We start from the raw sequence: 24,161 nt of genomic DNA on the forward strand, positions 1-24,161 counted from the left end.
AACAACATGCCGCAAATCGTATTTTTGCCTCACGAAGAACTCTGTCCGGATGGTGCCGTGGTTGAGGCCAAGGTGGGTGAGTCCATTTTGGATGTGGCCTTAAGAAACGGGATCCACATCGAACACGCCTGTGAAAAATCCTGTGCCTGCACCACCTGTCACGTGGTGGTACGTGAAGGCTTTGATGAGCTTGAACCGTCGGATGAACTGGAAGACGATATGCTCGACAAAGCCTGGGGACTGGAGCCGGAAAGCCGTCTGTCTTGCCAGGCTAAGGTCGTGGATTGTGACCTGGTGGTCGACATTCCCAAGTACACCATCAACATGGTCAGCGAAGGCTAATCAGCGCCTTTAGATAATGAAAGCCAGTCTTATGACTGGCTTTTTTTTCGGCCGTCTCGCTATAGTTATTGGCACTGGCCACAGCGGCAATTGGCCGAGATTGCTTTTATGCAAAAGGCGCGTATGATGCGCGGGTTTTTCATTATCGGAGTCATGAATGCGGATCGCTGTTTTATCTCAGGGGCCAGAACTCTATTCCACCCGTCGTTTGGTGGAGGCCGCCAAAGAGCGGGGTCATGAGGTCAGGGTCATTAACCCCCTTGAGTGTTATATGAACATCAATATGCGGGCGTCCAGCATTCACATTGCCGGGGAAGAGCTGCCTATTTTCGATGCCGTGATCCCGCGCATAGGCTCGGCCATCACCTTTTACGGCTGTGCCGTGTTGAGGCAATTTGAAATGATGGGGGTGTATACCCTCAATGAATCTGTCGCCGTGACCCGTTCCCGGGATAAGCTGCGTTCAATGCAGCTGATGTCTCGTCGTGGTATTGGTCTGCCGATCACCGGATTTGCCAATAAGCCGTCGGATATTCCTGACTTGATCGAGATGGTAGGTGGTGCTCCGCTGGTGATTAAATTGCTGGAAGGCACCCAGGGCATAGGTGTCGTGCTCGCCGAGACCCGTAAAGCGGCCGAGAGCGTGATTGAAGCCTTTATGGGCCTTAAGGCCAACATCATGGTGCAGGAATATATCCGCGAGGCCAATGGCGCAGATATTCGCTGTTTTGTGTTGGGTGACAAGGTGGTAGCAGCCATGAAGCGTCAGGCTGCGCCCGGTGAGTTTCGCTCCAATTTGCACCGCGGTGGCAGTGCTACTCTCGTTAAGCTGACGCCGGAAGAGCGCTCTGTCGCCGTCCGCGCTGCCAAGACCATGGGGTTGAATGTAGCTGGCGTGGATTTGCTGCGCTCAAACCACGGCCCATTGGTGATGGAAGTCAACTCATCTCCCGGACTCGAAGGCATAGAAGGCGCCACCGGTAAGGATGTTGCCGGCGCCATCATTGCCTTTATCGAGAAAGCCGCCCATAAGAAACCCAAGCAAACGGGTGCCCGTGGTTAAGGCCATTTTGTGATCCAGGATGGATTTTAAGGTTAAGTCTTTGTAAGCCCATGTGAACTTTGATCGCCGTCAAACTCGGCATTGTCCATGGGCGTAAGCTTGTCACATGGCCGCCCGGTGCGGCATTCATGCTTATAAATAAAAGGACGCTGCCATGAAATCTGTACTGCCTCTGCTCCTGCTTGTTCCCGCCGCTGCCATGGCCCATGAGGGGCACGGTGGAGTGGGGCTCTTCCACCATATGATGGACCTGCTGCCTGCCATAGCGCTGGTGGCCATTGCCGGTACCTGGTGGTGGGCCAAGGGCCGCAAATAAGCCCTATCAAATATTTCGGAACCAAACCTTGCAGAGCCCCGGCTTTGCAAGGTTTGGTGTGCCTGTCTATGTGATAAAGATAGGCTTTGTGAAATAAATCCCGTATAATCCGCGCGAATTTTACAAACTTGCTCATCAAAGGAAGCTAGTTATGGCGATCGAACGCACTTTTTCTATCATCAAGCCTGATGCTGTTGCCAAGAACCACATCGGTGCTATCTACAACCGTTTTGAATCTGCTGGTCTGAAAATCATCGCTGCTAAAATGGTTCACCTGACCAAAGAGCAGGCTGAAGGTTTCTACGCTGAGCACAGCGAGCGTCCTTTCTTCGGCGCCTTGGTATCTTTCATGACTTCTGGTCCTATCATGGTTCAGGTTCTGGAAGGTGAAAACGCCGTTCTGGCCAACCGCGAAATCATGGGTGCTACCAACCCAGCTCAAGCTGCCCGCGGTACTCTGCGTGCTGACTACGCTGCCAGCATCGACGAAAACGCTGTACACGGTTCTGACGCTCTGGCTTCTGCCGAGCGCGAAATCGCTTACTTCTTCGCTGCTGACGAGCTGTGCCCACGCACTCGCTAATCAGTTGCCGATAATAAAAAAGGAGCCGAATGGCTCCTTTTTTATTTTCCATCGCCCAAGGTGTGGCCAGACTCATATGCCGTTTTCTGCAAATGATGGCCATGCCTTAACAGTGAATCCTCTGTGTTAGCGTGCTCCGCCCTCAGTGATTGAGCCGCAGCTCGTGTCTGTGCTCATGGCGATAATGGTCGTCACAGGCCAGGCAGCGCTGAACGGTCGGATCCCGTATCAACCTCTCCTGCTCTATTTCGGATTCGCAGTCGGCACACAGGCCGTAGAGTCCCAAGTCCAACTGACATTGCGCCGCATCCAGGCGGGTTAGTCTGTCATAGATGGGATCATCCGCCAGGTGCAGTCGGGTAAGGGTATCGATAAGCTCGCTCAGCGAGGCTTTTAAGGCCGAGCCTTGTAGCTCGGGGAAGGGGAGTGCCGCTATCTCTTCCCTGAGTGTGGCTTCAAGCTGTGATAAAGCTTGTCTGGTGTTGGCTATAGTCACGGTTATCCCCTGTCGTTACATAAGTCCAATTCAACATGGATTGGATTTCAGTCTAGTAGCCCCGGTGCGCGGGACTATGACAAGGATCAAAACACCGTTCGATTTTTCATTTCAGCTGGGTGTAAAGCCTTTGCAGATCAAAGATTGCCACAGTTGTAAGCGCGCGGCCCTGTTTAAGTGCCGCCCATTCTTACTCCATTGGCGCCAGCCTGGATGCCGCCAGTTTGAGGCCATCCAGTATGTCCTCGGTGGTTTTGTGAATGCGGATTTCCCTGAACAGCTCATCTGCTTCCGGATATTGCCTGCTCAGGTAACTGAACCACTGCTTGATGCGTGCCGGGTAATAGGTGGCCTTGAGCCCTGAGGTTTCCAGCTCCGAGTAATGGATCATTAATCTCAGGGTGGTGGCCCAATCATAGGGGGTATCACCCTTGATGCTGGCAGCCAGGTTTGGCATTGACAAGGCTCCCCGACCAATCATGATGCTGTCGCAGCCTGTTACTTCCATGCAGCGCTCTGCGTCCTCACGGCTCCAGATTTCGCCGTTGGCTATGACGGGAATGGGCAAGCGCTCACGCACCTCGGTGATGTACTCCCAATAGGCGGGCGGCTTATAACCGTCGACCTTGCTGCGGGCATGAATGGCAAGCTCGGTGGCGCCGGCTTCGTATACGGCCAGGGCGTTTTCCATGAACAGGGATTTGTCTTCGTACCCCAGACGAATTTTGGCGGTGACCGGTTGCTCGCCGGGCACTGCCTGACGCATGGCTTTAACAATGTCGTGAATTAATTCGGGATATTGCAGCAGCACGGCACCACCCTTACTGCGGTTAACCATTTTGGCCGGGCAGCCAAAGTTGGCATCCACACCTCGGGAGCCAAGGGTCACCGCCCGCAGGGCGTTTTCGGCCATCCAACCGGGTTCCTGGCCCAATATCTGAACCCGCACCGGGGTACCACTCTTGGTCAGGCCGTTGTTTTTCAGCTCAGGACAGAGGCGATAGTAGACCTTTTCCGGTAATAGCTGATCCACCACGCGCACAAACTCGGTAACCAGGAGATCGTATGGGTTGATGGAGGAGAGCAGCTCCCTCATCAAATGATCCAGCACGCCCTCCATTGGGGCCAAAATAATTCGCAAGCTGATATCCCGCATCCATTAAAAATAAGCGCGGCATTTTACCGCGCGCCCGCAGCTTTACCAAGCGTGGAAAAAGATTGGAACAACTCCAATGCCAACAACTTGATACCCATGGTAAAAGTGTCTAGCTTAAAGGCTCTGCCTTGCACTCTTTTTAAAAAATTTCTGTGAGTGCATTGGAAATTTGAAATAAAAACAGGTCGCCATGGGTCTGGTTAAGCAGACTGGCAGCAAAAGGCGGCCGTCATAACTCACTGAAACACACAGAAGGAAGAAGACTATGAACAGCATCAAGAAAACCGCCGCTGCAGTTGCACTGGGAAGCGTTGTTGTGGGCGCAGCGTTTGCAGCCGAAGCGCAGGCCAACCCTTTTGGCTTCGATGAAATGCACGCCGGTTACCAGCTGGTGGGTGACGAAGGTAAATGTGGTGAAGGTAAGTGCGGCGAAGGCAAAAAGGCCAAAGAAGGTAAGTGTGGTGAGGGTAAATGCGGTGAAGGCATGAAGGCCAAAGAAGGTAAGTGCGGCGAAGGTAAGTGTGGTGAGGGTATGAAAAAAGGCCATGAAACTGCCGAAAAAGCCAAAGAAGGCAAGTGCGGTGAAGGCAAATGTGGCGAAGGCATGAAGAAAGGCCATGAAGCTGCCGAAAAAGCCAAAGAAGGTAAGTGTGGCGAAGCTAAAGGCACTGAAAAAGCCAAAGAAGGCAAGTGCGGTGGCGCTCACTGATAACAGGCAGCCACGCGGGAAATAACCCGCGTGGCATTTTATTCGCAGGCAGAGGTGATCACATGGCAGTATCCTCGCTGGCCGGACTGGGGCTAAGGCGCGAAATGTTGGCTGAATTCAGTCAATCGGTTCCGGCACAAATCGATTTTTTTGAAGTTGCCCCGGAAAACTGGATGGCGCTTGGTGGTAAATACGGCAAACAATTCCGTGCCTTAACCGAGCGTCATGCATTTTTCTGTCACGGCTTGTCCCTGTCTATCGGCAGCAGTGCGCCGCTGGACGTTGACTTTATCAAGGGCATTAAAGCCTTTCTCGATTTGCACGGAATCGCAGTCTATTCAGAGCACCTGAGTTACTGCTCTGGCTCGGGGCACCTGTACGATTTAATGCCCATGCCTTTTACCCCGGAGGCTGTTCGTCATATCGCCGGGCGGGTTAAGCAGGTGGAAGACATCATTGAGCGGCCGTTAATCCTGGAAAACATCTCGTTTTACGCCGCGCCCGGCGCACAGATGACAGAGCAGGAGTTTGTGCTGGCGGTGCTGGAGGAAGCAGATTGCCAGCTACTGCTGGACGTGAACAACATCTATGTGAATTCAATCAATCACAATTATGATGCGGCTGCCTATCTGGCGGCCATGCCCACCGAGCGCATACGTTATCTCCATGTGGCAGGCCACTACGTGGAAGCCCCCGACCTGATAGTGGATACCCATGGGGCAGACATAGTGGACCCGGTATGGCAACTGCTCGCCGACTGTTATGCGCTGCACGGGCCTTTACCCACCTTGCTCGAAAGAGATTTCAATATTCCGCCGACCGAGATCTTGCTTCAGGAAATTGATCGCATCCGGGATTGTCAGGCTGCGGCAATTCGCACCAGCAGGAGGGCCGGATGAGTTTTAAGGATATCCAGGCCGATTTTATCGAGGCCATCCGCAGACCGGATTTACCCTGTCCCTATGGGATAGCCCCCCAGAGGATGGGGGTATATCGCGAACTTTTTTTCAACAACGTCAGTGGTTTTGTAAACAGTGCTTTTCCGGTGCTCAAGAGCCTCTATGGGGACGCGCAGTGGCAGGCGCTGTTGCGGCAGTTCTTTATCGAGCATGACTGCCAAAATCCGCTGTTTATTGGCATCGCCGGGGAGTTTTTGGCTTTTTTAAGTGCCCGTGAGCCCCTGGCAGGCGAGCCGCCGTTTTTGCTGGAGCTGGCGCACTATGAATGGCTGGAGCTGGTGGTGGCCACAGCGGTGGAGCAGGGCGATGAAGCCGCTTTCGATGACGGCGCATTGGCGCAAAAAGCCTACCTTCAGGCTCGGCTGGGGTTGGCATCCCATGCCCGGGTGGCGCAGTACCATTTTGAGGTCGAGAAAATTTCACCCCAGTATCAACCGGACTCCCCTCTGCCATCGCCTTGCTATTTTTGTCTCTATCGGGATGGGGATGATGAGGTGAGCTTTTTGAAACTCAACCCTATGACGGCGCAGCTGTTGGCAGTTTTGGAAGTCAGTACCGGTATTGAGTACACCGAGCTACTGCAAAAAATGCAGGCACTTTACCCCAACTTTGACGGGCAGCAGCTCCGGGAGGGCATTGCTCAGGTGCTTGGGCAAATGGCTGTCCGGGGTGTGGTAGTGCAAAAGTTGTAATAACCCTACACTTAGTTGGTTTTATCGTTCAGGACAAACCGCTAGAATGGCGCCCATTTTGTGAGCTGCATCACGGCAGTGGTCGTACATTTTGTAGAGGAGTCCACATGGACGCTAATTTCAAAGAGCCCTTCAACGTTTGGTATCTTATTGGTTTTCTGTTGGTTCTTCTGGTTCCAACCCTGCCTGCCAGCCTGTCATGGCTCAAACTTGCCGGCTTAATCTAAGTTCGGAACAAGGGTATACTTGGCCACTCAATTGAGTGGCCTTTGTTTTGGGCCTGCATAAAAGGACGAAACCCAAGGGGGCGAAGGCGTGATAAAGCGCAGTGTGTTGCTGGTGATTGGTTTGATAAGCCTGGTGCTGGGAGTGGCTGGCGTGTTTTTACCCCTGCTGCCCACTGTGCCCTTTGTGCTGCTGGCTGCCTTTTGTTTTGCCCGCTCAAGCGAACGCTTGCACCGCTGGTTGATGACGCATCCCTGGTTTGCCGATGCTCTCAATAACTGGGAACAAAAAAAGGCCATAAGACGTGGGCTCAAGCGGAAAGCCATGGTGCTGTCGAGCCTGAGCTTTGCCATCAGCATCGCTGTCGTGCCGCTGCTGTGGGTCAAACTGATGCTGTTTTCGTTACTGGTGGCTTTGCTGGCTTTTCTGTACTCAGTGCCTGAGCTTGAAGATACACCCTGAGTGCCGATTTTGTGACCGTCAACACTGGCAGCCGGGTGTTCAGGCGGTTGCATCCACAGGCAAAGGAGCTTAAGCTTTAGCCGGATTAAATTTGAAGTCCACATTTCGTGGACTTTTTTGTTGTCAAAGTCCGGCGAAGCCGGCAAATCTAACGTGAATGTCCTATGAACACAGATAGCTTAGCGCTTATCAAGCAAAGCATTAAAACCATTCCTGATTACCCCAAAGCCGGCATTATGTTCCGTGATGTGACCAGCCTGCTTGAGGATCACACCGCTTATCAAACAGCCATGAAGCTGCTCGTTGAACGCTACAAGGATTCCGGCTTCACGAAAGTCGTGGGAACTGAATCCCGTGGTTTCCTGTTCGGTGCACCGCTGGCGTTGGAACTGGGTGTGGGTTTTGTGCCTGTACGCAAGCCTGGCAAACTGCCCCGTGAAACCATCAGCGAAAGCTATGAACTGGAATACGGACACGACACCCTGGAAATCCACGTGGATGCAATCAAGGCTGATGACAAGGTGTTGGTGATAGACGATCTGCTGGCCACCGGCGGTACCATCGAAGCCACGGTTAAACTCATTCGCCGTCTGGGCGGTGATGTGGCCCACGCGGCCTTTGTTATTTCCCTGCCGGATCTGGGTGGTGAAAAGCGTCTGCAGGCCATGGGCCTGGAAATCTGTAAATTGTGTGAGTTCGAAGGCGATTAATCCAACGCTTGAACCCTCACACTTCCTGCCCCGTCATGGCGTTATGGCATCGCCCCCCTCAGCGTGGTATGTTTGCCCCATGACGGGACACAGGCTCCCGACCGATTTTGTAAGTGGGGAGTGACATGTCCTATCAGGTGTTGGCCAGAAAATGGCGCCCTGCCAATTTTGCCGAGGTCGTGGGCCAATCCCACGTACTTCATGCCTTGACCAATGCCCTCGGTCAGCAAAGATTACACCATGCTTACCTTTTTACCGGCACCCGGGGTGTGGGTAAAACCAGTTTGGCCAGGCTTTTTGCCAAGGGGCTGAATTGCGAGCAGGGGATCACTGCCACACCCTGTGGCCAATGCAGTGCCTGCCGCGAGATTGCCGAAGGCCGCTTTGTTGACCTAATCGAAGTGGACGCTGCATCCCGTACCAAGGTGGATGACACACGGGAAATCCTCGACAACGTACAGTATCGCCCCAGTCGCGGCCGTTTTAAGGTGTACCTCATCGACGAAGTGCACATGCTCTCCAAAAGCTCGTTCAACGCGTTACTGAAGACCCTCGAGGAACCGCCTGAGCACGTAAAATTTCTGCTCGCCACCACCGACCCGCAAAAACTGCCGGTGACCGTGCTGTCCCGCTGCTTGCAATTCAATCTCAAAGCGCTTACACAGCCCCAGATTCAGGCGCAGTTGGCTGCGGTTCTCAGCGGCGAGGGCTTGGGATTCGATGAGGATGCCTTATCGCTGCTCGCCAAGGCGGCGGCCGGCAGTATGCGTGATGCCCTGAGCCTAACCGACCAGGCAATTGCCTTTGGTGGGGGAGAAGTGCGCCTGACCCAGGTGCAAACCATGCTTGGGGCCATAGATAAAGGCCAAATACTGAGTTTATTCGACGCTCTCTGCCAGGGAGACATCGAGACACTGCTCACCACGGCTCGTACCGCACTGGGCTTTGGCGCCGATGCCGATGAGGTATTGAGGGCGTTACTGGAGCTGCTGCATCAAATCAGTCTCGCCCAATTTGCCCCGGCCACAGCCAGCATCAGTGACAACGGCGCCGCGGTACTTGCCTGGGCCAAAATATTGAAGCCTGAGCAGGTGCAGCTTTATTACCAAATATTGCTCAGCGGCCGTAAAGATTTGCCTTACGCTCCCGACCCGGCGTCCGGGCTGGAAATGAGTCTGCTTCGCGCCGTGGGCTTTGTGCCCGAAAAGCCGGTAAGCCGTTGGCAGTCAGGTGAGGGCCTGTCGGCTGCTGAGGCGCTCAAGTCTGTCGCGCCATCGACAGAAGAAAAGAGTGCACCTCAAGCGGACAACGCGCCTAAGCAAGCTGTTATCACTGAGCAGGCTCCAGTGGCTCCAGTGGCTCCAGTGGCTCCAGTGGCTCCAGTGGCTCCAGTGCCGGGTGCGGGTATTACAGCTCCGGTGACAGGTGCCGAAAGCCCGGTCAGGGCGACTGCGGAGCCAACAGCCAAGGCTGACAGTTCGGTTGCCGCCGAAACGGCACTGAGCGGCGATGACGATGTACAGGAGGCCGAGTCTGCCGCCCTGTTTGCTGAGCAAAACGTGCTGATTTCCCAGGCCGAGAGCCAGGGTTTCAATCCCGGGTACGACTCAGTAAACGCCGATAACAACGACCTCCCGTTACATGATGCTCCACCATTATTTGATGAAATGGCGTATGCGGACTATCCGCAAAGCTATTCGGCCGATATCTCTGCGCCCCCTGTGGACAGAGGGCTTGAAGATGGCGCTGACGTTCAGCTCTCCAATGCTTCGCCCCAAAGCGTGCAGCCCCACAGCGCTCATTCTCAAACAGATGCTGGGGGGGCCGAGGCAAAGGTCGTGGCAGCACAACCTGATAACGCCTCGGCTTCTGCGTTTGGTGATGACCTGCTCGATGCCGTTTTGGCTGCCAGAGAAGATTTACTCAGTGGTATCACCTCGGAGGCGAAAGAGGATGAGGCAAAAAAGCCGGTATCCAGTTTCGAGCGCCGCCGCATGGCGGCGCAGGAAAATAGTGCCGTCCCGGTAACTGCAGAGCCGGCAGACACGGGCGAGCAGGACCAAACTCCACCCGCTGCCATGTCAGCCAACACCCAAGCGGCTGCGCGTACCCAAGCCGAAGTCAGTGTATCGCGTGCTGATGTGGCGGCCGATGACGACAGGCCGCCCTGGGAAACCCCGGTAGCACTTGCTGCTGATGACAGGTCAAAAGCGCCGGGATCAGCCCTTCATGAGGGTTCAAACAGAGACTCAGCGCCGATTGAGACCGAGGCGCGAGGTAAGGTTCACCCAGAGGAAGACACATCGGCTGCGCTGCAAACGCAGACACCCGAGTCTCTCGCTGTACAGTCTCACACAGCACAATCTCAAGTAGCACCGCAGGCTAAAGTGGAAACACACGAGGACGAACTCTCGTCCAGCGACGGGCAGCATACTGCCAATGTCGGTGCAGCCAGTCGCATTTGCGGTGACGAAACTGACCTTCGCTGGTACAAGCTGATGGGAGCGCTGGAGATTGGCGGACGGGTTCGCCAGTTGGCGGTCAATTCGGTGTGCCTGGAATGGTCTAATCCCATCCCTCTTGTGCTGAAACAGGACCAAAAGCATCTGGCTGCGCCTGTGGCTATTGCGCAGCTCAATGAGGCGCTGTCCAAAGCCCTAGGTCACGAGGCTGAAATCGCATTGGAGGTGGGTGAGGTCCCGGGACGGGAAACCCCGCTGGATATCCGTGCCCGTTTTCACCGTGAGCTGCTGAGTGATGCCAGAGCGGCGCTCAATACCGATCCCGCTGTGCTGAGACTCATGGAGCAGGCCGGCGCCTGGTTTGATGACGACAGCATTGGCTATCCGCCAGAACTGCTGGCCCAGCGGGGCAGGGCCCTGCCAACGCCACCGGCTTTGGCTCAGGAGCCTGTGGTCTGAATCGCATTTAATGGCATCCCTGTGACCGTGATAATTGCCAATGCCTGAGATTTCAGTAAGATTAGCCAACTTCATTTTCACCGTTCACAAATTCATTTTGCCCGCACGGCTGCGGGCCTCAACCGAAAGAGATTAAGCGTATGTTTGGAAAAGGCGGAATGGGCAACCTGATGAAGCAAGCCCAGATGATGCAGGAAAAAATGGCCAAGATGCAGGAAGAAATTGCCCGCATGGAAGTCACAGGTGAGTCTGGTGCCGGCTTGGTGAAAGTCACCATGACAGGTACCCACAACGTACGCAAAGTGGAAATTGACCCAAGCCTGCTGGAAGACGATAAAGAGCTGCTGGAAGACCTGGTGGCTGCAGCCTGTAACGATGCTGCCCGTCGCGTTGAAGAAAACCAGAAAGCCAAGATGGCGGAAGTGACCGGCGGCATGCAACTGCCTCCCGGCATGAAGATGCCTTTCTGAGGATACGTTTCCGATGAAATTCAGTCCGCTGGTGGATGAGCTTATTCAAAGCCTGCGTTGCCTGCCGGGAGTAGGGCCTAAATCGGCCCAGCGCATGGCCTTTGCCCTGCTGGAAAGCGATCGTAAAGCGGGCATTCGCCTGGCCGACACCCTGTCCCGGGCCATGAGCGAAGTGGGTCACTGCCAAAAGTGTCGTACCTTCACCGAGCAGCCTTTGTGCCCGATTTGCTCCAGTAGCAGGCGCGGCGAAGCCGACACCCTGTGTGTGGTGGAAACCCCGGCGGACGTGCTGGCCATTGAGTCCGGAGGCCATTTTCAGGGGCGCTACTTTGTGCTGCAGGGGCACTTGTCTCCCCTGGACGGCATAGGGCCCGAGGAGCTTGGGCTCTCTCTCCTTGAAGGGCAATTGGTCGGCGGTGGTATCAGTGAACTGATTTTGGCCACTAATCCCACGGTTGAAGGGGATGCAACGGCCCATTATATTGCCGATATCGCCCGCCGCGCCGGGGTTGCCGTGAGTAGAATTGCCCACGGTGTGCCTGTGGGTGGTGAGCTTGAATACGTCGACAGCACCACCCTGGCGCTGAGCTTTAACGGCCGCTTGCCACTTTAAAACTGTTAAAGACGAAAAACGCCCCGCTTTGTCGGGGCGTTTTTGTTGTTTTTTTGCTCGCTTAAACCTCGCTTTCACCCTTGCCCTTGAAAAGTGTGTCATCGCCCCCATTTCAGTTCTATCCGGGCAACGCGCCCCAATACCTGAATGTTTTTGTAACACGAAAGAAAAGGGAACTGAGATGTCGCATCAAGAAACCCATGGTTTTCAAACAGAAGTCAAACAGCTTTTGCATTTGATGATCCACTCTTTGTACTCCAACAAAGAAATCTTTTTGCGTGAATTGGTCTCCAACGCCGCCGACGCCGCCGACAAGCTGCGTTACCTGGCGCTGACCAACGACAGCCTGTATGAAGGTGACGGTGAGCTGCGGGTACGCGTAAGCGCCGACAAAGACAAGGGCACAGTGACCATTGAAGACAATGGCATTGGTATGACCCGCGACGGCGTTATTGAACACCTGGGCACCATAGCCAAGTCGGGTACTGCCGAGTTCTTTAAAAACCTCTCCGGCGACAGCGCCAAAGACTCACAGCTGATTGGTCAGTTCGGGGTGGGTTTCTACTCGGCCTTTATCGTCGCCAAGCGGGTTGAGGTGTTTACCCGCGCTGCAGGCCACAACGCCGACGAAGGCGTGAAGTGGGAGTCGGAAGGCGAAGGTAACTTCAGCGTTGAAACCATCACCAAAGCAGAGCGCGGCACCAAAATCGTGCTGCACCTGCGTGATGAAGAAAAAGAGTTTGCCGATGACTGGCGTCTTCGTTCCATCATCACCAAGTACTCAGACCATATCTCCATTCCGGTTGAAATGTACCAGGAAGGCACCCCTGAGCGTGATGGTCCCGATGGTGAGAAAATGCCTGCCACTGAAGGTCAGTGGAAGGCAATGAACAAGGCCACCGCGCTGTGGACCCGCAGCAAGTCAGAGGTAAGCGACGACGAATACAAAGAATTCTACAAGCACATTTCCCACGACTTTGCTGACCCTCTGGATTGGAGCCACAACAAGGTTGAAGGTAATCAGGAATATACCAGCCTGCTGTATATCCCGGCCAAGGCCCCTTGGGACCTGTGGAACCGTGACCGCAAGCATGGCCTCAAGCTCTTTGTGCAGCGGGTGTTCATCATGGATGACGCTGAGCAATTTATGCCATCTTACCTGCGTTTCGTGCAGGGCTTGATTGACTCCAACGACTTGCCGCTGAACGTGAGCCGTGAAATCCTGCAGGATAACAAGGTCACCCGCAATCTGCGTCAGGCATTGACCAAACGCGTGCTGTCGATGCTGGAAAAGCTGGCCAAAGACGATACTGATAAGTATCAGCAGTTCTGGGCCGAGTTTGGTACCGTGCTCAAAGAAGGTCCGGCGGAAGATTTTGCCAACCGTGAGCGTATTGCGGGTTTGCTGCGTTTTGCCTCAACCCATACGGGCGATGCCACGCCGTCAGTGTCGCTGGATGATTACATCGGCCGCATGAAGGAAGGGCAGGAAAAGATTTACTACATAGTGGCCGACAGCCATGAGGCCGCAGCCAACAGCCCACACCTGGAGCTGTTGAAGAAGAAGGGCATCGAAGTGTTGCTGCTGTCTGAGCGCATCGATGAGTGGCTGATTAACCATCTGCACGACTATAAAGAAAAGGCTCTGCACTCTGTGACCCGCGGCGATCTGGATCTCGGCGCCCTGGAAGACGAGGCCGAGAAGGCAGCGCAGGAGAAACTGGCCCAGGAATCAGAGCCCTTGGTAGAGCGATTCAAGTCTGCTCTGGGTGACAAAGTCAGTGACGTGAAAATTACCACCCGTCTGACCGATACGCCCGCCTGTGTGGTCACAGGGGAAGGAGAAATGTCGAGCCAGATGATCAAGCTGATGCAGGCCGCAGGTCAGCCAGTACCAGAATCCAATCCAACGCTTGAACTCAATCCAACGCACCCGCTGGTGGCCCGTTTGGATAAAGAGCAGGATGAAGCGGCGTTTGCCGAGTGGGCCGAGATGCTGCTGGCGCAGGCTACCCTGTCTGAGCGTGGCAGCCTGGCAGACCCATCAGCCTTCATCAAGCTGGTGAACCAGATGCTGCTTAAATCGGTTGGCTAAACTGATTGCGGGGGCGAATGCCCCCGTTTGTCTTTTTGATAATGGCTTTTTTACATTCAGGGGAAGCACCTATGACCCAAGGGATACCTCAACAGGAAAATACTGCCATGGCCGGCGTGGCGCTGACCCGGGACAATATCCAGTCTGTGTTGGAAAAATCGCTCGAAGCGCCCATAGTCCTGAGTTTTTTCGCGCCGTCACACCCAGACAGTGTGGCGATGAATACTCGCCTGGCACAGGTCATCAATGGGCGCGGTGTGCTGGCCACAGTAAACTGCGAAATCGAAATGGAAATCGCATCCTATTTTCGCATTCAGGCGCTGCCAACCGTGTTGGTGATTAGCCAAGGCCAGCCGGTCGATGGTTTTGCCGGCGATAAAACCGATGCGGAGCTCGATGCCATGCTGGCTCAGCATCTGCCACAGGCCTGGAAGCAAGTCTTGCAGCAGGCGAAGCAAGCACTGGCCGATGGCCAGGATGCGGATCCCTTAGCGCTGCTTAAAAGCATCGAAATGGATGCCGCAGCCATAGGTGCCGAATGGGCGCTGCTGATGGCAGAAGCGGAAATTACCCAAGGCGAGCTCAGCAGCGCCGAGCTGCGTCTGGCTGCCGTGGGTCTTGCCGATCAGGACGCGTATTACCACAGCCTCAAGGCAAAGCTGGTGCTTGCCAAAGAGGCGGCGGATACCCCGGAGGTTCGGGAGCTGCAAAGCCGGTTCGCCAGCGCACCCGACAATCACGCGCTACGAATTGAGCTTGCCAGGGCGTTGGCACAGGCCAAACGTGAAGAAGAGGCGCTGGAGCTGCTTTTTGACGTGCTCAAACGGGATCTGGGCGCCGAAGGCGGTGAAGTAAAACAAGCGTTTATGGGCATTTTAACGGCCATGGGGCAGGGCAGCCCTATCGCCAACGGCTTCAGGCGCAAACTTTACAGCCTGCTTTATTGAGTAAAAGTCTGCGCCAATTTAGACACTTTTTTATGCCAACTGAGGCTAAAGTCGAAAGCGCAGGCCTTCTAAAGCGCGGGTTTATGTGCGAAGATCGCCGCCCTAAGAAGAATATCGATGCGAATTTAAGAGGACTCCCCGATGCGCATTATCCTATTGGGCGCCCCAGGTGCCGGTAAAGGTACCCAGGCTCAGTTCATCATGGAACACTACGGAATCCCCCAGATTTCTACCGGCGACATGCTGCGTGCTGCCGTAAAAGCCGGCACACCACTGGGTCTGGAAGCCAAGAAAGTGATGGACGCAGGTCAGCTGGTTTCTGATGAGCTGATCATCGGTCTGGTGAAGGAGCGCATTGCTCAGGACGACTGCGCCAAAGGTTTCCTGCTGGACGGTTTTCCACGTACCATTCCTCAGGCCGATGCCATGGCTGCCAATGGCATCAGCATCGATCATGTGATTGAAATTGACGTGCCTGATGAAGAAATTGTGAACCGCATGAGCGGCCGCCGCGTACATCCTGGCTCAGGCCGTGTGTATCACGTTGTGTTCAATCCCCCCAAGGTGGAAGGCAAGGACGACGTGACCGGTGAAGATCTGGTTATCCGTCCGGATGATGAAGAGAGCACAGTGCGTAAGCGTCTGGGTATTTACCACGAGCAAACCAAGCCATTGGTTGACTACTATGGCAAGGTTGCTGCTGAAGGTAACACCAAGTACACCAAGTTCGATGGTACCCAGAGCGTGGCCGAGGTCAGCAAGTTGATCCAGGCAGCCCTGAGCTGATAGCCAGAGATCGCACTTTGTAGAAAAGCCTGTGAAAACAGGCTTTTTTGTTTTTTGGCCTATGATAGGCTAAGCCAAAGTTTGCCAATTTGAGGTGAGATGTGAGCCAGGAAAAGCCAATGTTTGGAGTACTCCTTGTCAATCTGGGCACCCCAGATGCCCCCGACGCCCCTTCTGTGCGTCGTTTTTTAAAGCAATTTTTGAGCGATCCCAGGGTAGTGGATTTATCCCCCTGGATTTGGAAGCCGATTCTGAATGGCATCATTCTCAATACCCGCCCTGGCAAAGTGGCCAAACTGTATCAAAGCATCTGGTGGGATGAGGGTTCGCCGCTGATGGTTATCAGCCAGCGTCAGCGGGAGAAGCTTGCCGCCGAACTGAGCAGTCTTTATGGCCATGAAGTTCCGGTTGAACTTGGGATGAGCTACGGTTCCCCGTCGCTGAGCCAGGGGCTCGAAAACCTCAAGGCCCAGGGGATAGACCGTGTGGTGGTGTTGCCTCTGTATCCGCAGTATTCCTGCTCGACGGTAGCCAGTGTGTTCGATGGGGTTGCCGGGGTGCTCAAGTCATGGCGACGTTTGCCAGACTGGCGCATGGTGCGCGAGTATTACCGCCATCCGCTGTATATCCGGGCTCTGGCTGACTCTGTTCGTCGCCTGTGGGAGGCTGACGGCAAAGCTGAACTCTTGTTGATGTCGTTCCACGGTGTGCCGCTGAGGTACATAACCGAAGGCGACCCCTATCAGGCCCAGTGCCAGGAAACCGCAAGGCTCGTTGCCAAAGAGCTTGGCCTTGGCAATGACGAATGGCAGGTCTGTTTTCAGTCCCGCTTTGGCAAAGAAGAGTGGCTGACGCCTTATACCGACGAATTGCTCGAGAGTCTGCCGGGCAAGGGTGTTAAGAAGGTGGACATTATGTGTCCTGCTTTTTCGGCAGATTGCCTGGAAACGCTCGAAGAGATTGCCGAAGGGGGTAAAGAGTCCTTCATCCATGCCGGTGGCGAGCAATACCGAGTCATTTCCTGCCTGAACGATGACGATGGTCATATCCGATTGCTGGCTGAACTCGTCAGGGAGCAGAGCCTCGGCTGGCAAGTTGGCTGATGCGGCTTTCTCATCACTGGTCAGCGTCTTAAAATGTGATAGAATCTGCCGCCTTTGAGCCAGGCGGCGGTATTTGCAGCTTTCTTTTGTGTGGATCTCCCCGCCTTTTGGCGATGAATATCGCTCCGGCCTAAAATCAACTTTACTTGTTTAAGTCCGGTGCCATGCATGGCACCGGACCTGACCTGCATGGATGCGGCAAGTGCAACTCTGCAATAGTGCAAATAGGCAAAGAACAGAGATCCCGTTATGAAGTTTCCTGGCCAGCGCAAGTCAAAACACTACTTCCCCGTGAATACCCGAGATCCGCTGCTTGAGCAGTTGACTCAGCAACCTCAGCCTAAGCAGACCTATATCAGTGGCATTGACCAAACCCTGGTGGACATTGAAGCCAAGGTCGCTGAAGACTTGTTGGTGCGCTATCAGTTGCCCAAAGGCAATTCTACCCTGATTGATGATGCTACCGCCCACGCACTCTATGAAGAGCTCAAGCGCGATAACCTTATCAGTGACGAGTTTGCCGGTGGCACCATTGGCAATACAGTACATAACTACTCCATTTTGGCTGACGATCGCTCAGTACTGTTTGGGGTAATGAGTAAGTCCATCGAGGTAGGCAGTTATGCCTATCGCTACCTGTGCCACACCTCATCCAAGGTCGACCTGAATCACCTGCAGCCGGTAGATGGCCCCATTGGCCGCTGTTTTACCCTGATTTCTGATTGTGGTGAGCGTACCTTTGCCATCAGCACGGGCGCCATGGACAAGCTGACGCCCGACTTTATCGATAAGGATGTGGTACAGGGCAGTGCGGCGCTGGTACTGACAGCCTACCTGATGCGAGCCGCCGAGGGCGATGGCATGAGCCAGGCAGCGCTCAAGGCCATTGAATACGCCAAGGCAGCTGATGTCCCCGTGGTGCTGACCCTGGGTACCCGTTTCCTAATTCAGGAAGACCCAGCATGGTGGCAGGCCTTTATTCGCGACAACGTCACTATTTTGGCCATGAACGAAGATGAAGGTGAGGCCCTGACAGGCTTTGCCGACCCACTGCTTGCCAGTGAGGCAGCGCTGGAATGGTGTGATATGGTGCTGACAACAGCGGGCCCCATTGGTCTTTACACCGCAGGTTACACCGAAGAGAGTGACAAGCGTGAAACCAGCCATACGCTGCTGCCAGGCGCCATACCCGAGTTCAACCGCTTTGAGTTTTCCCGTCCGATGCGTAAGCGTGATTGCCGTGAGCCCATCAAGGTGTATGCGCACATTTCGCCCTATATGGGCGGCCCGGAGCAAATCCGCAACACCAATGGGGCCGGTGATGGGGCGCTTTCAGCACTGCTTCATGACTTGGCGGCGAACAATTTCCACAAGGTTAATGTTCCCGGATCCAGCAAACACAGAAACGAAGGCCTGTGCTATTCGTCATTCTCGCAAATTTGTAAGTATGCCAATCGCGTAGCCTATGAAGTGCTGGCCCAGCATAGCCCACGTTTATCCAGAGCTTTGCCCGAGCGTGAAGACAGCCTGGAAGAGTCGTACTGGGAGCGTTAATCCCAGCGCCCTGAAGTAAAAGAGATTTTACGTAGCGGGGCAGATAAATAGACAGAGATAAAAAAGGCGCCGATGGCGCCTTTTTTATCTCTGTTGTTACCGGGTTTTAGCAGTAAACCGAGAATTGCAGGGACCATAGCCCCCGCGACATACATTCCCCGGAATGTGCTATTCGCCCCGATGGACCTCGGCATCAAAGCTGCCAGCCGTTTTACCGGCTTTGGGGTCGTTAAAGACGGCTTCATTGAGGGCGCCTTCAGACTTGGCAATCACCACGGTAGCCACAGTATCACCGGTAACGTTCACTGCGGTACGCACCATATCGAGCATACGATCCACACCCAAAATGAGCGCAATGCCTTCCACCGGCAAACCAACCTGGTTGAGCACCATGGCCAGCATCACGAGGCCCACGCCAGGCACACCGGCAGTACCGATTGAGGCCAGAGTGGCTGTCATCACAACCATGGCATAGTCAGTAATGGTCAGGTCGATACCAAACACCTGGGCAATAAACACAGTTGCTACGCCCTGCATAATGGCAGTGCCATCCATGTTGATGGTGGCACCCAGTGGCAGGGTGAAAGAGGCGACCTTGTTATCGGCGCCCAGACGATGCTCTGACGCTTCCATGGTTACGGGTAGGGTAGCGTTAGAGCTGGCTGTACTGAAGGCAAACAGCTGTACGTCACGCATCTTACGGATGAACATCAGCGGGCTCAGGCCGGAGAACAATTTAAGCAGGGTCGGATACACCACAAACCCGTGGAACAGCAGTACCACCAAGACCAGCATAAAGTACTTAATCACACTCTCGAGGGTTTCCATGCCCAGGGTCAGTGCGAGTTTCCCCATCAGGGCAAACACACCGTAGGGAGCCAGCTGCATGATGAGGGTTACCACACGCATGATGACTTCGTTGAGATCATCAAACAGGGCTGCCACACGGCGTCCACGTTCACCAATGTGTGAAATGGCAAAGCCAAAAATCACCGCAAAAATAATGATTTGCAGCATGTTTCCTTCGCTGAGAGCCTTCATTGGGTTGGATGGCACTATATTGATCAGCACATCCGCCAGACTGGGGGCTTCCTTGGCGGAATACTGCATGCTTTCAGAGGCCAGAGAGGCATTGCCGGGCTGGACAAGTACCGCAGCAGAGATGGCCACGACCAGTGCGATAGCCGTGGTAAACAGATAAAACGCGAGGGTTTTACCGCCCAGTCTGCCTAACTTGGAAGGTTCACTCAGAGAACAGGTTCCACAGACCAGTGAAATAAACACCAGAGGCACCACCAACATCTTGAGGCTGTTGATAAAAATAGTGCCTATCACATGGAAAAAACCCTCAGTGATGTAGTCCTGAACCCATTCACTGCCGCCGAAAAAGTTACGAAGGAGCAAACCTATCAAAATACCGGCGCCCATGCCGATTAAGATTTTGCCTGTCAGGCCAATTTTACTGGATTGTGCAGCAGCCATAGATTTTCCTGTTTATTTTTTGTGCTTTTGTGTTTTGGCGCACAAAAGCCTAGCAAGAAAGCGGTGCCGAGGAAACGGGCAATTAACTAAAGTTTTCTGGTAAAACCACGAAATAAAAGAATCGGGTAATAGAAAAGTTACATGAAAATTGTGTATTGTTAGCCTATAAGTAAGAAGCGGAATGCTTAGGTATTTTAACTAGAGTAACAGGGAGTCTGACAATGAAGTCAGCGTTTAAGTTATGGTTGGCCACCTTCCTCTCGTTTTTATTGATAGCCTGCGGGGGCGGTGGTTCGATTTCAGATACAGGGGGAGGGGATGGTGGTACGCCTCCAACAGACACAATTACGGTCACAGCAGCTATAACATTTAGCTCTTCCAACAGCACAATTGGCATAGATACACCGGCCACAGTGACTGCAAATGTTAAAGGATCACTTTCTGGTGCAAAAGCTGGAAAATTGGTCACCTTTAAACTGAATAACGCATCTTTAGGCACTTTTACCCCATCCACAGGTACCGCCCTCACCGATGCAGAGGGTAACGCCACTATTACTCTGAGTACCGCTGATATCGCCGGGGCAGGAACAGTCACTGCGAGTGTCGATACCGGTGAGTCCAGTGAGCCAGTTGGCTTTACCATGAAAGGTGACGGTGGAAGCTCCACCGGTGGTGAGGCTCAGGTCAGCCTGACGCTTACCGATGCTGATGGTGCGCCGACCGATACCATTTCGAGCACTAAGCCCGGCAAGTTGGTCGCCACTGTGTCTGGTATTTCCAAGACCGTTATTGTCACATTCAACTCATCCCTTGGCGATCTACCGATTAAAACCGCGATTACGGATGCGAACGGTAAGGCCAGTGTCGATATTTATGCCGGTAGTCAGCCAGGTGCTGCTGAAGCTACAGCAAGCCTGTCCACCGGTGAAAGTGGCCAGAAAGTGTTTGTTATTGGCGCGAGCAACGTGCTGATGGGAACGGCCGAAGGCGACTTTATTGCAGGTAAGGCGTCGGTGAGCGCCAGTACCATTTCTGCCGGTGGCACTGCGACGGTCTCTATCAAGCTTCAAGATGATCAGGGTATCCTCTTTACCGAACCTGTCAGTGTCAGTTTCTCGTCAACCTGTGCTACCAAGGGCCAGGCTGAACTCAGTAGCCCAATTACAGCCGTTGGTGGTATCGCGACAAGTACCTATCTGGCGAAAGGTTGTGTGGGTGATGACAATATCAGTGTCTCAGCAGATGTTGGCGGTAAGAATCTGTCAGCGACTGGCACATTGAATGTGCTTGCTGCGGATGCCGGAAGTATCGTTTTTGTCAGTGCAACGCCCGAAAATATCAGTATCAAGGGAACCGGTGGTGATGAGTCATCCACGGTGAAATTCAAGGTACTTGATACCAACGGCAATCCGGTGGCCAACAAGGCTGTGTCATTCACGTTAAACACCTCTGTTGGTGGCCTGACGTTGAGCCCTGCAACAGCCACTACCAATAGTCAGGGCATTGCCCAAACAGTGGTAACTTCCGGTGCAGTGGCAACGACCGTGCGCGTAACAGCATCGATTGACGGTACCAACCCACTAATTTCGAGCCAATCCAGTGTGCTGGTTATTTCTACCGGTAAGCCCGATCAGGACAGCTTCTCTTTGTCCGCCGAAGTCCTGAATGCTGAAGGTTGGGATATCGATGGCACAGAAGTGAAGGTGACAGCGCGTCTTGCAGATGCCTTTAACAACCCTGTACCGGATGGAACAGCGGTGTATTTCACCACTGAAGGCGGTTCAATCGACCCTTCCTGTACCACAGCAAATGGTGGCTGTACTGTAGTATGGCGCAGTCAAAATGCCAGACCTGACGGCGTTAAGATTACTGACGGTTCGGGTGCCATGGCTCGTAATCCAACGCCTGTGTTGGTGGAAGATGGCGGTCGCTACTACGGCTTCTATGGCCAGAAGTTCGGCGGCCGGGCAACCATCACAGCCACGGCTGTGGGTGAAGAGTCTTTCCCTGATACCAACGGTAACGGCCGCTTTGATGCTGCAGAAATGGATGCCTTCTTGAATGGAACCGATGTCAGCGGCGACAGCTATGATTTGGCAGATGCCTTTGTCGACCATAACGAAGATGGCGTATTCAACCCTCAGCAAGCGGGTGGCCAAACCGGTGGTGAGAATGAAGAGCTTGTTGACTTCGACGTAGACGGTCAATTTGATGTTGCCGATGGCAAGTATAATGGCGTGCTTTGCTCTGAGCCTGCCCATGCAGGTTGTGCCAGCAGTGATGCTCAGTCACTCTTTGTAAGGCGCAGTCTGGTAATGGTGATGTCAGGCAGTGAGGCTTTTGCCACCGCAGCTGATGATGTGGTGATCGACGACCGTGATGGTGTGTCAACCGGTGGCAGCATCGACATTAACGGTAAATCGACAGCATCTGTGGTCTTTGCAATCTCTGATTTGCACAATCAGCAGATGCCAGCGGGAACTGTTGTTCGATTTACTACTTCCGCAGGTTCTATCGCCAGCACTGCCAGTTACACCTGGCCCAGCAGTAACTACAATGGTGCGAGACAATTCTCTGTGACAGTGAAGGGTGCAGACCAACCCGAAAGCGGTGTGTTCTCTGTGACTGTTACCACCCCAGGCGGTACGGCTACCGAGGTACTGACAGTCCCCGTAAACATCTATTAATCTAAAGTTTACAAGCTAAATAAGTACGAAAAGGCCACTTGTAAGAGTGGCCTTTCTTTTTACTGATTCATAATCACGTGCGAAGGCTCAGGGGGGGACTGAGCACAAATCTAAACCGTGCTCCGGACGGTCTTACTGATTAGCTGCTCGTGAGAGTTCAGAAATGACAAAAAGACGTGATAAAAAGCCGCTTCTGCAGCGGCTTCTGTCCGGTATTCAGCCAAAATCTGTATTAACGCTGGAATTGATACACGCTGCCAAGTTTCATGATTTGCGTCAGCTCATCAAGCGCGGTACGTGATTCCATCAGTAGCTGCGGATCTGCCAAATCCTGGGTGCTCAGGCGGTCGCGATAATGTTTATCGACCCATTGGTTAAGGCGGGCAAAGAGCGCATCGTTCATCATCACCTGTGGGTTCACCGCGGCCAATTCGGTCTCGTTCATGGCGACCCGCAGGCGCAGGCAGGCTGGGCCACCGCCATTTTGCATGCTTTGCTTCACATCAAAATAATGTACCGCCTTGATGGGGGTATTCAGGGTGACGAGCTCATTAAGATAAGCGTGGACCGCTGGATTTTCCTGGCAATCGGTGGGGGCAATGATAGCCATGTTACCGTCACTCAGGGTAATTATCTGCGTATTGAAAAGGTAGCTCTTCACCGCATCCTGTACACTCACCTTAGCGGTGGGGACTTCGATAAAATGCGTGTTGCCATGCATTTTTTTATCAATTTCAGCGAGTTTTGCCTGGGTCTCCAAAAAAGCCTGCTCATGATAAAAGAGCACATTTTGGTTACCCACCGCAATCACATCGTTGTGAAAGACGCCCTGGTCGATAACATCGGGATTCTGCTGCATGTAGACTGTGCGGTCATCGCTGAGCTGATGTAATCTGGCAACGGCCTGCGAGGCTTCCAGCGTTTGCCTGGCCGGATATTTTACCGGTGCGGGACGGGACAGGTCGGCAACGCTGCGACCATAGACAAAGACTTCCACGCCGGCTTTGCCATAATCATGACAAAGACGGGTATGGTTTGCGGCACCTTCATCACCAAAATGTGGGTGCTCTGGTAAATGTTGGTGATGAGCAAAGTACCGCTCATCGGTAAAAATGGCTTTCAATATATTACCTGTGGTGACAGGCTCAATGCTGCGATGCAACTTGTCGACCAGGTTTGCCGGTGTGAAGTGGAGCTTTCCGTCGTCACTGTCGGCACTGGGAGAAACGGTCGCCGCGTTGGCGGTCCACATGCTGGACGCACTGGCGCAGGCTTGCAGCAGCACAGGTGAGGCTTTGGCTGCCTGAGCGAGCACATCGGCGTCAGAGCCCGTGAAACCTACTCTGCGCAGTGTATGAATATCCGGGCGCTCCTGGGGGGCCAACATACCTTGCACCATGCCCATATCGGCTAATGCCTTGGCTTTTTTCAGGCCTTGCTTGGCAGCGTCTTTGGGGTTTGAAACTTGGGCGGCATTGCTTTGGGAGGCGACATTACCAAAAGACAGACCGGCATAATTATGAGTAGGGCCAACCAGTCCATCAAAGTTTGCTTCAAAGTGCTTCATTGCTTGTCCTCAGTAGGGCTCGAGCTTAGTTCTTGTATCGATTTTTTGTGATGAAGGCCTCAGTATACTGGGACAATCCTGCTTCACAAGTTGCCCAAAGACAGCAAAAGTCGTGACAATTGCCAGATTTGCATAACTATTGCTTGCTTGCTGGCGGAATATGAAATATTAGTTTTTAATTACGCAAAGTTATTTTTAAACATTTTTTTCATTATTGATTAAA

The 24,161-nt window shown here is 53.6% G+C and carries 22 protein-coding genes; 18 read left to right on the top strand and 4 right to left on the bottom strand.

Annotated features, from left to right (window positions below; translation table 11 throughout):
* Positions 1–6 precede the first annotated feature (6 nt).
* The 4 genes from fdx (at position 7) to ndk (ending at position 2,304) form a co-directional block, all read left to right on the top strand.
* Positions 7–342 carry an ISC system 2Fe-2S type ferredoxin gene (fdx, locus tag K0H63_RS07035; protein ID WP_011759414.1) on the top strand — a complete coding sequence of 112 codons (336 nt, stop codon included), beginning with the start codon at positions 7–9 and terminating at the stop codon, positions 340–342.
* Positions 343–499: 157 nt separating this feature from the next.
* Positions 500–1,405, top strand: a complete 906-nt coding sequence (gene rimK, locus K0H63_RS07040; protein ID WP_011759415.1) for a 30S ribosomal protein S6--L-glutamate ligase — start codon at positions 500–502, stop codon at positions 1,403–1,405.
* 154 nt (positions 1,406–1,559) lie between these two features.
* On the top strand, positions 1,560–1,721 hold the full coding sequence (locus tag K0H63_RS07045; protein ID WP_011759416.1) for a hypothetical protein: 162 nt from the start codon (positions 1,560–1,562) through the stop codon (positions 1,719–1,721).
* Between the two features lie 151 nt (positions 1,722–1,872).
* The gene (gene ndk, locus K0H63_RS07050; RefSeq protein WP_011759417.1) at positions 1,873–2,304 is read left to right on the top strand and encodes a nucleoside-diphosphate kinase; all 432 of its coding nucleotides are present in this window, start codon (positions 1,873–1,875) and stop codon (positions 2,302–2,304) included.
* 142 nt (positions 2,305–2,446) lie between these two features.
* Here ndk and K0H63_RS07055 read toward each other — a convergent pair whose 3' ends face one another.
* On the bottom strand, positions 2,447–2,800 hold the full coding sequence (locus K0H63_RS07055; protein ID WP_220067320.1) for a TraR/DksA C4-type zinc finger protein: 354 nt from the start codon (positions 2,798–2,800) through the stop codon (positions 2,447–2,449).
* Between the two features lie 190 nt (positions 2,801–2,990).
* Complete coding sequence (gene dusC / locus K0H63_RS07060; RefSeq protein WP_220067321.1) at positions 2,991–3,941, bottom strand: tRNA dihydrouridine(16) synthase DusC; 951 nt, start codon at positions 3,939–3,941, stop codon at positions 2,991–2,993.
* Between the two features lie 280 nt (positions 3,942–4,221).
* Between dusC and K0H63_RS07065 the strand changes: the two genes are divergently transcribed.
* From K0H63_RS07065 to K0H63_RS07125, 13 genes are all read left to right on the top strand, one after another.
* Positions 4,222–4,665 carry an HvfA family oxazolone/thioamide-modified RiPP metallophore gene (locus K0H63_RS07065; protein ID WP_220067322.1) on the top strand — a complete coding sequence of 148 codons (444 nt, stop codon included), beginning with the start codon at positions 4,222–4,224 and terminating at the stop codon, positions 4,663–4,665.
* 62 nt (positions 4,666–4,727) lie between these two features.
* A complete protein-coding gene (locus tag K0H63_RS07070) occupies positions 4,728–5,564 on the top strand; it encodes an HvfB family MNIO-type RiPP peptide maturase (protein ID WP_220067323.1) in 837 nt (278 codons plus the stop codon).
* Positions 5,561–6,316, top strand: a complete 756-nt coding sequence (locus K0H63_RS07075; RefSeq protein ID WP_220067324.1) for an HvfC family RiPP maturation protein — start codon at positions 5,561–5,563, stop codon at positions 6,314–6,316. Before K0H63_RS07070 ends, K0H63_RS07075 begins: the two co-directional genes overlap by 4 nt.
* Positions 6,317–6,631: 315 nt before the next feature.
* Positions 6,632–7,003, top strand: a complete 372-nt coding sequence (locus tag K0H63_RS07080) for a YbaN family protein (RefSeq protein WP_220067325.1) — start codon at positions 6,632–6,634, stop codon at positions 7,001–7,003.
* Between the two features lie 164 nt (positions 7,004–7,167).
* A complete protein-coding gene (gene apt / locus K0H63_RS07085; RefSeq protein ID WP_220067326.1) occupies positions 7,168–7,713 on the top strand; it encodes an adenine phosphoribosyltransferase in 546 nt (181 codons plus the stop codon).
* Between the two features lie 125 nt (positions 7,714–7,838).
* Entirely contained in the window at positions 7,839–10,634 is a 2,796-nt protein-coding gene (dnaX, locus tag K0H63_RS07090; RefSeq protein WP_220067327.1) for a DNA polymerase III subunit gamma/tau, read from the top strand.
* 140 nt (positions 10,635–10,774) lie between these two features.
* Positions 10,775–11,104 (top strand): YbaB/EbfC family nucleoid-associated protein, encoded by a 330-nt coding sequence (locus tag K0H63_RS07095; protein ID WP_220067328.1) that lies wholly within the window; start codon positions 10,775–10,777, stop codon positions 11,102–11,104.
* A gap of 13 nt (positions 11,105–11,117) precedes the next feature.
* Entirely contained in the window at positions 11,118–11,717 is a 600-nt protein-coding gene (gene recR, locus K0H63_RS07100) for a recombination mediator RecR (protein ID WP_220067329.1), read from the top strand.
* A gap of 181 nt (positions 11,718–11,898) precedes the next feature.
* Complete coding sequence (gene htpG, locus K0H63_RS07105) at positions 11,899–13,812, top strand: molecular chaperone HtpG (protein WP_220067330.1); 1,914 nt, start codon at positions 11,899–11,901, stop codon at positions 13,810–13,812.
* 71 nt (positions 13,813–13,883) lie between these two features.
* Complete coding sequence (locus tag K0H63_RS07110) at positions 13,884–14,759, top strand: tetratricopeptide repeat protein (RefSeq protein WP_434086751.1); 876 nt, start codon at positions 13,884–13,886, stop codon at positions 14,757–14,759.
* Positions 14,760–14,900: 141 nt separating this feature from the next.
* Positions 14,901–15,545: an adenylate kinase gene (adk, locus tag K0H63_RS07115; RefSeq protein ID WP_220067331.1), complete on the top strand. Its 645-nt coding sequence runs from the start codon at positions 14,901–14,903 to the stop codon at positions 15,543–15,545.
* Positions 15,546–15,664: 119 nt separating this feature from the next.
* Complete coding sequence (hemH, locus tag K0H63_RS07120; protein WP_220067332.1) at positions 15,665–16,648, top strand: ferrochelatase; 984 nt, start codon at positions 15,665–15,667, stop codon at positions 16,646–16,648.
* A 249-nt stretch (positions 16,649–16,897) separates the two neighbouring features.
* Positions 16,898–18,202 (top strand): inosine/guanosine kinase, encoded by a 1,305-nt coding sequence (locus K0H63_RS07125; RefSeq protein WP_220067333.1) that lies wholly within the window; start codon positions 16,898–16,900, stop codon positions 18,200–18,202.
* A gap of 168 nt (positions 18,203–18,370) precedes the next feature.
* Here the strand turns inward: K0H63_RS07125 and K0H63_RS07130 are convergent, their stop codons facing one another.
* Positions 18,371–19,684 carry a dicarboxylate/amino acid:cation symporter gene (locus K0H63_RS07130; RefSeq protein WP_011759434.1) on the bottom strand — a complete coding sequence of 438 codons (1,314 nt, stop codon included), beginning with the start codon at positions 19,682–19,684 and terminating at the stop codon, positions 18,371–18,373.
* Between the two features lie 221 nt (positions 19,685–19,905).
* Between K0H63_RS07130 and K0H63_RS07135 the strand changes: the two genes are divergently transcribed.
* The gene (locus K0H63_RS07135) at positions 19,906–22,371 is read left to right on the top strand and encodes an Ig-like domain-containing protein (RefSeq protein WP_220067334.1); all 2,466 of its coding nucleotides are present in this window, start codon (positions 19,906–19,908) and stop codon (positions 22,369–22,371) included.
* 232 nt (positions 22,372–22,603) lie between these two features.
* Here the strand turns inward: K0H63_RS07135 and astB are convergent, their stop codons facing one another.
* The gene (astB, locus tag K0H63_RS07140) at positions 22,604–23,938 is read right to left on the bottom strand and encodes an N-succinylarginine dihydrolase (RefSeq protein WP_220067335.1); all 1,335 of its coding nucleotides are present in this window, start codon (positions 23,936–23,938) and stop codon (positions 22,604–22,606) included.
* Between the last annotated feature and the right edge of the window lie 223 nt (positions 23,939–24,161).

The sequence above is a fragment of the Shewanella zhangzhouensis genome (genome assembly GCF_019457615.1).
In the GTDB taxonomy this organism is placed as follows: domain Bacteria; phylum Pseudomonadota; class Gammaproteobacteria; order Enterobacterales; family Shewanellaceae; genus Shewanella; species Shewanella zhangzhouensis.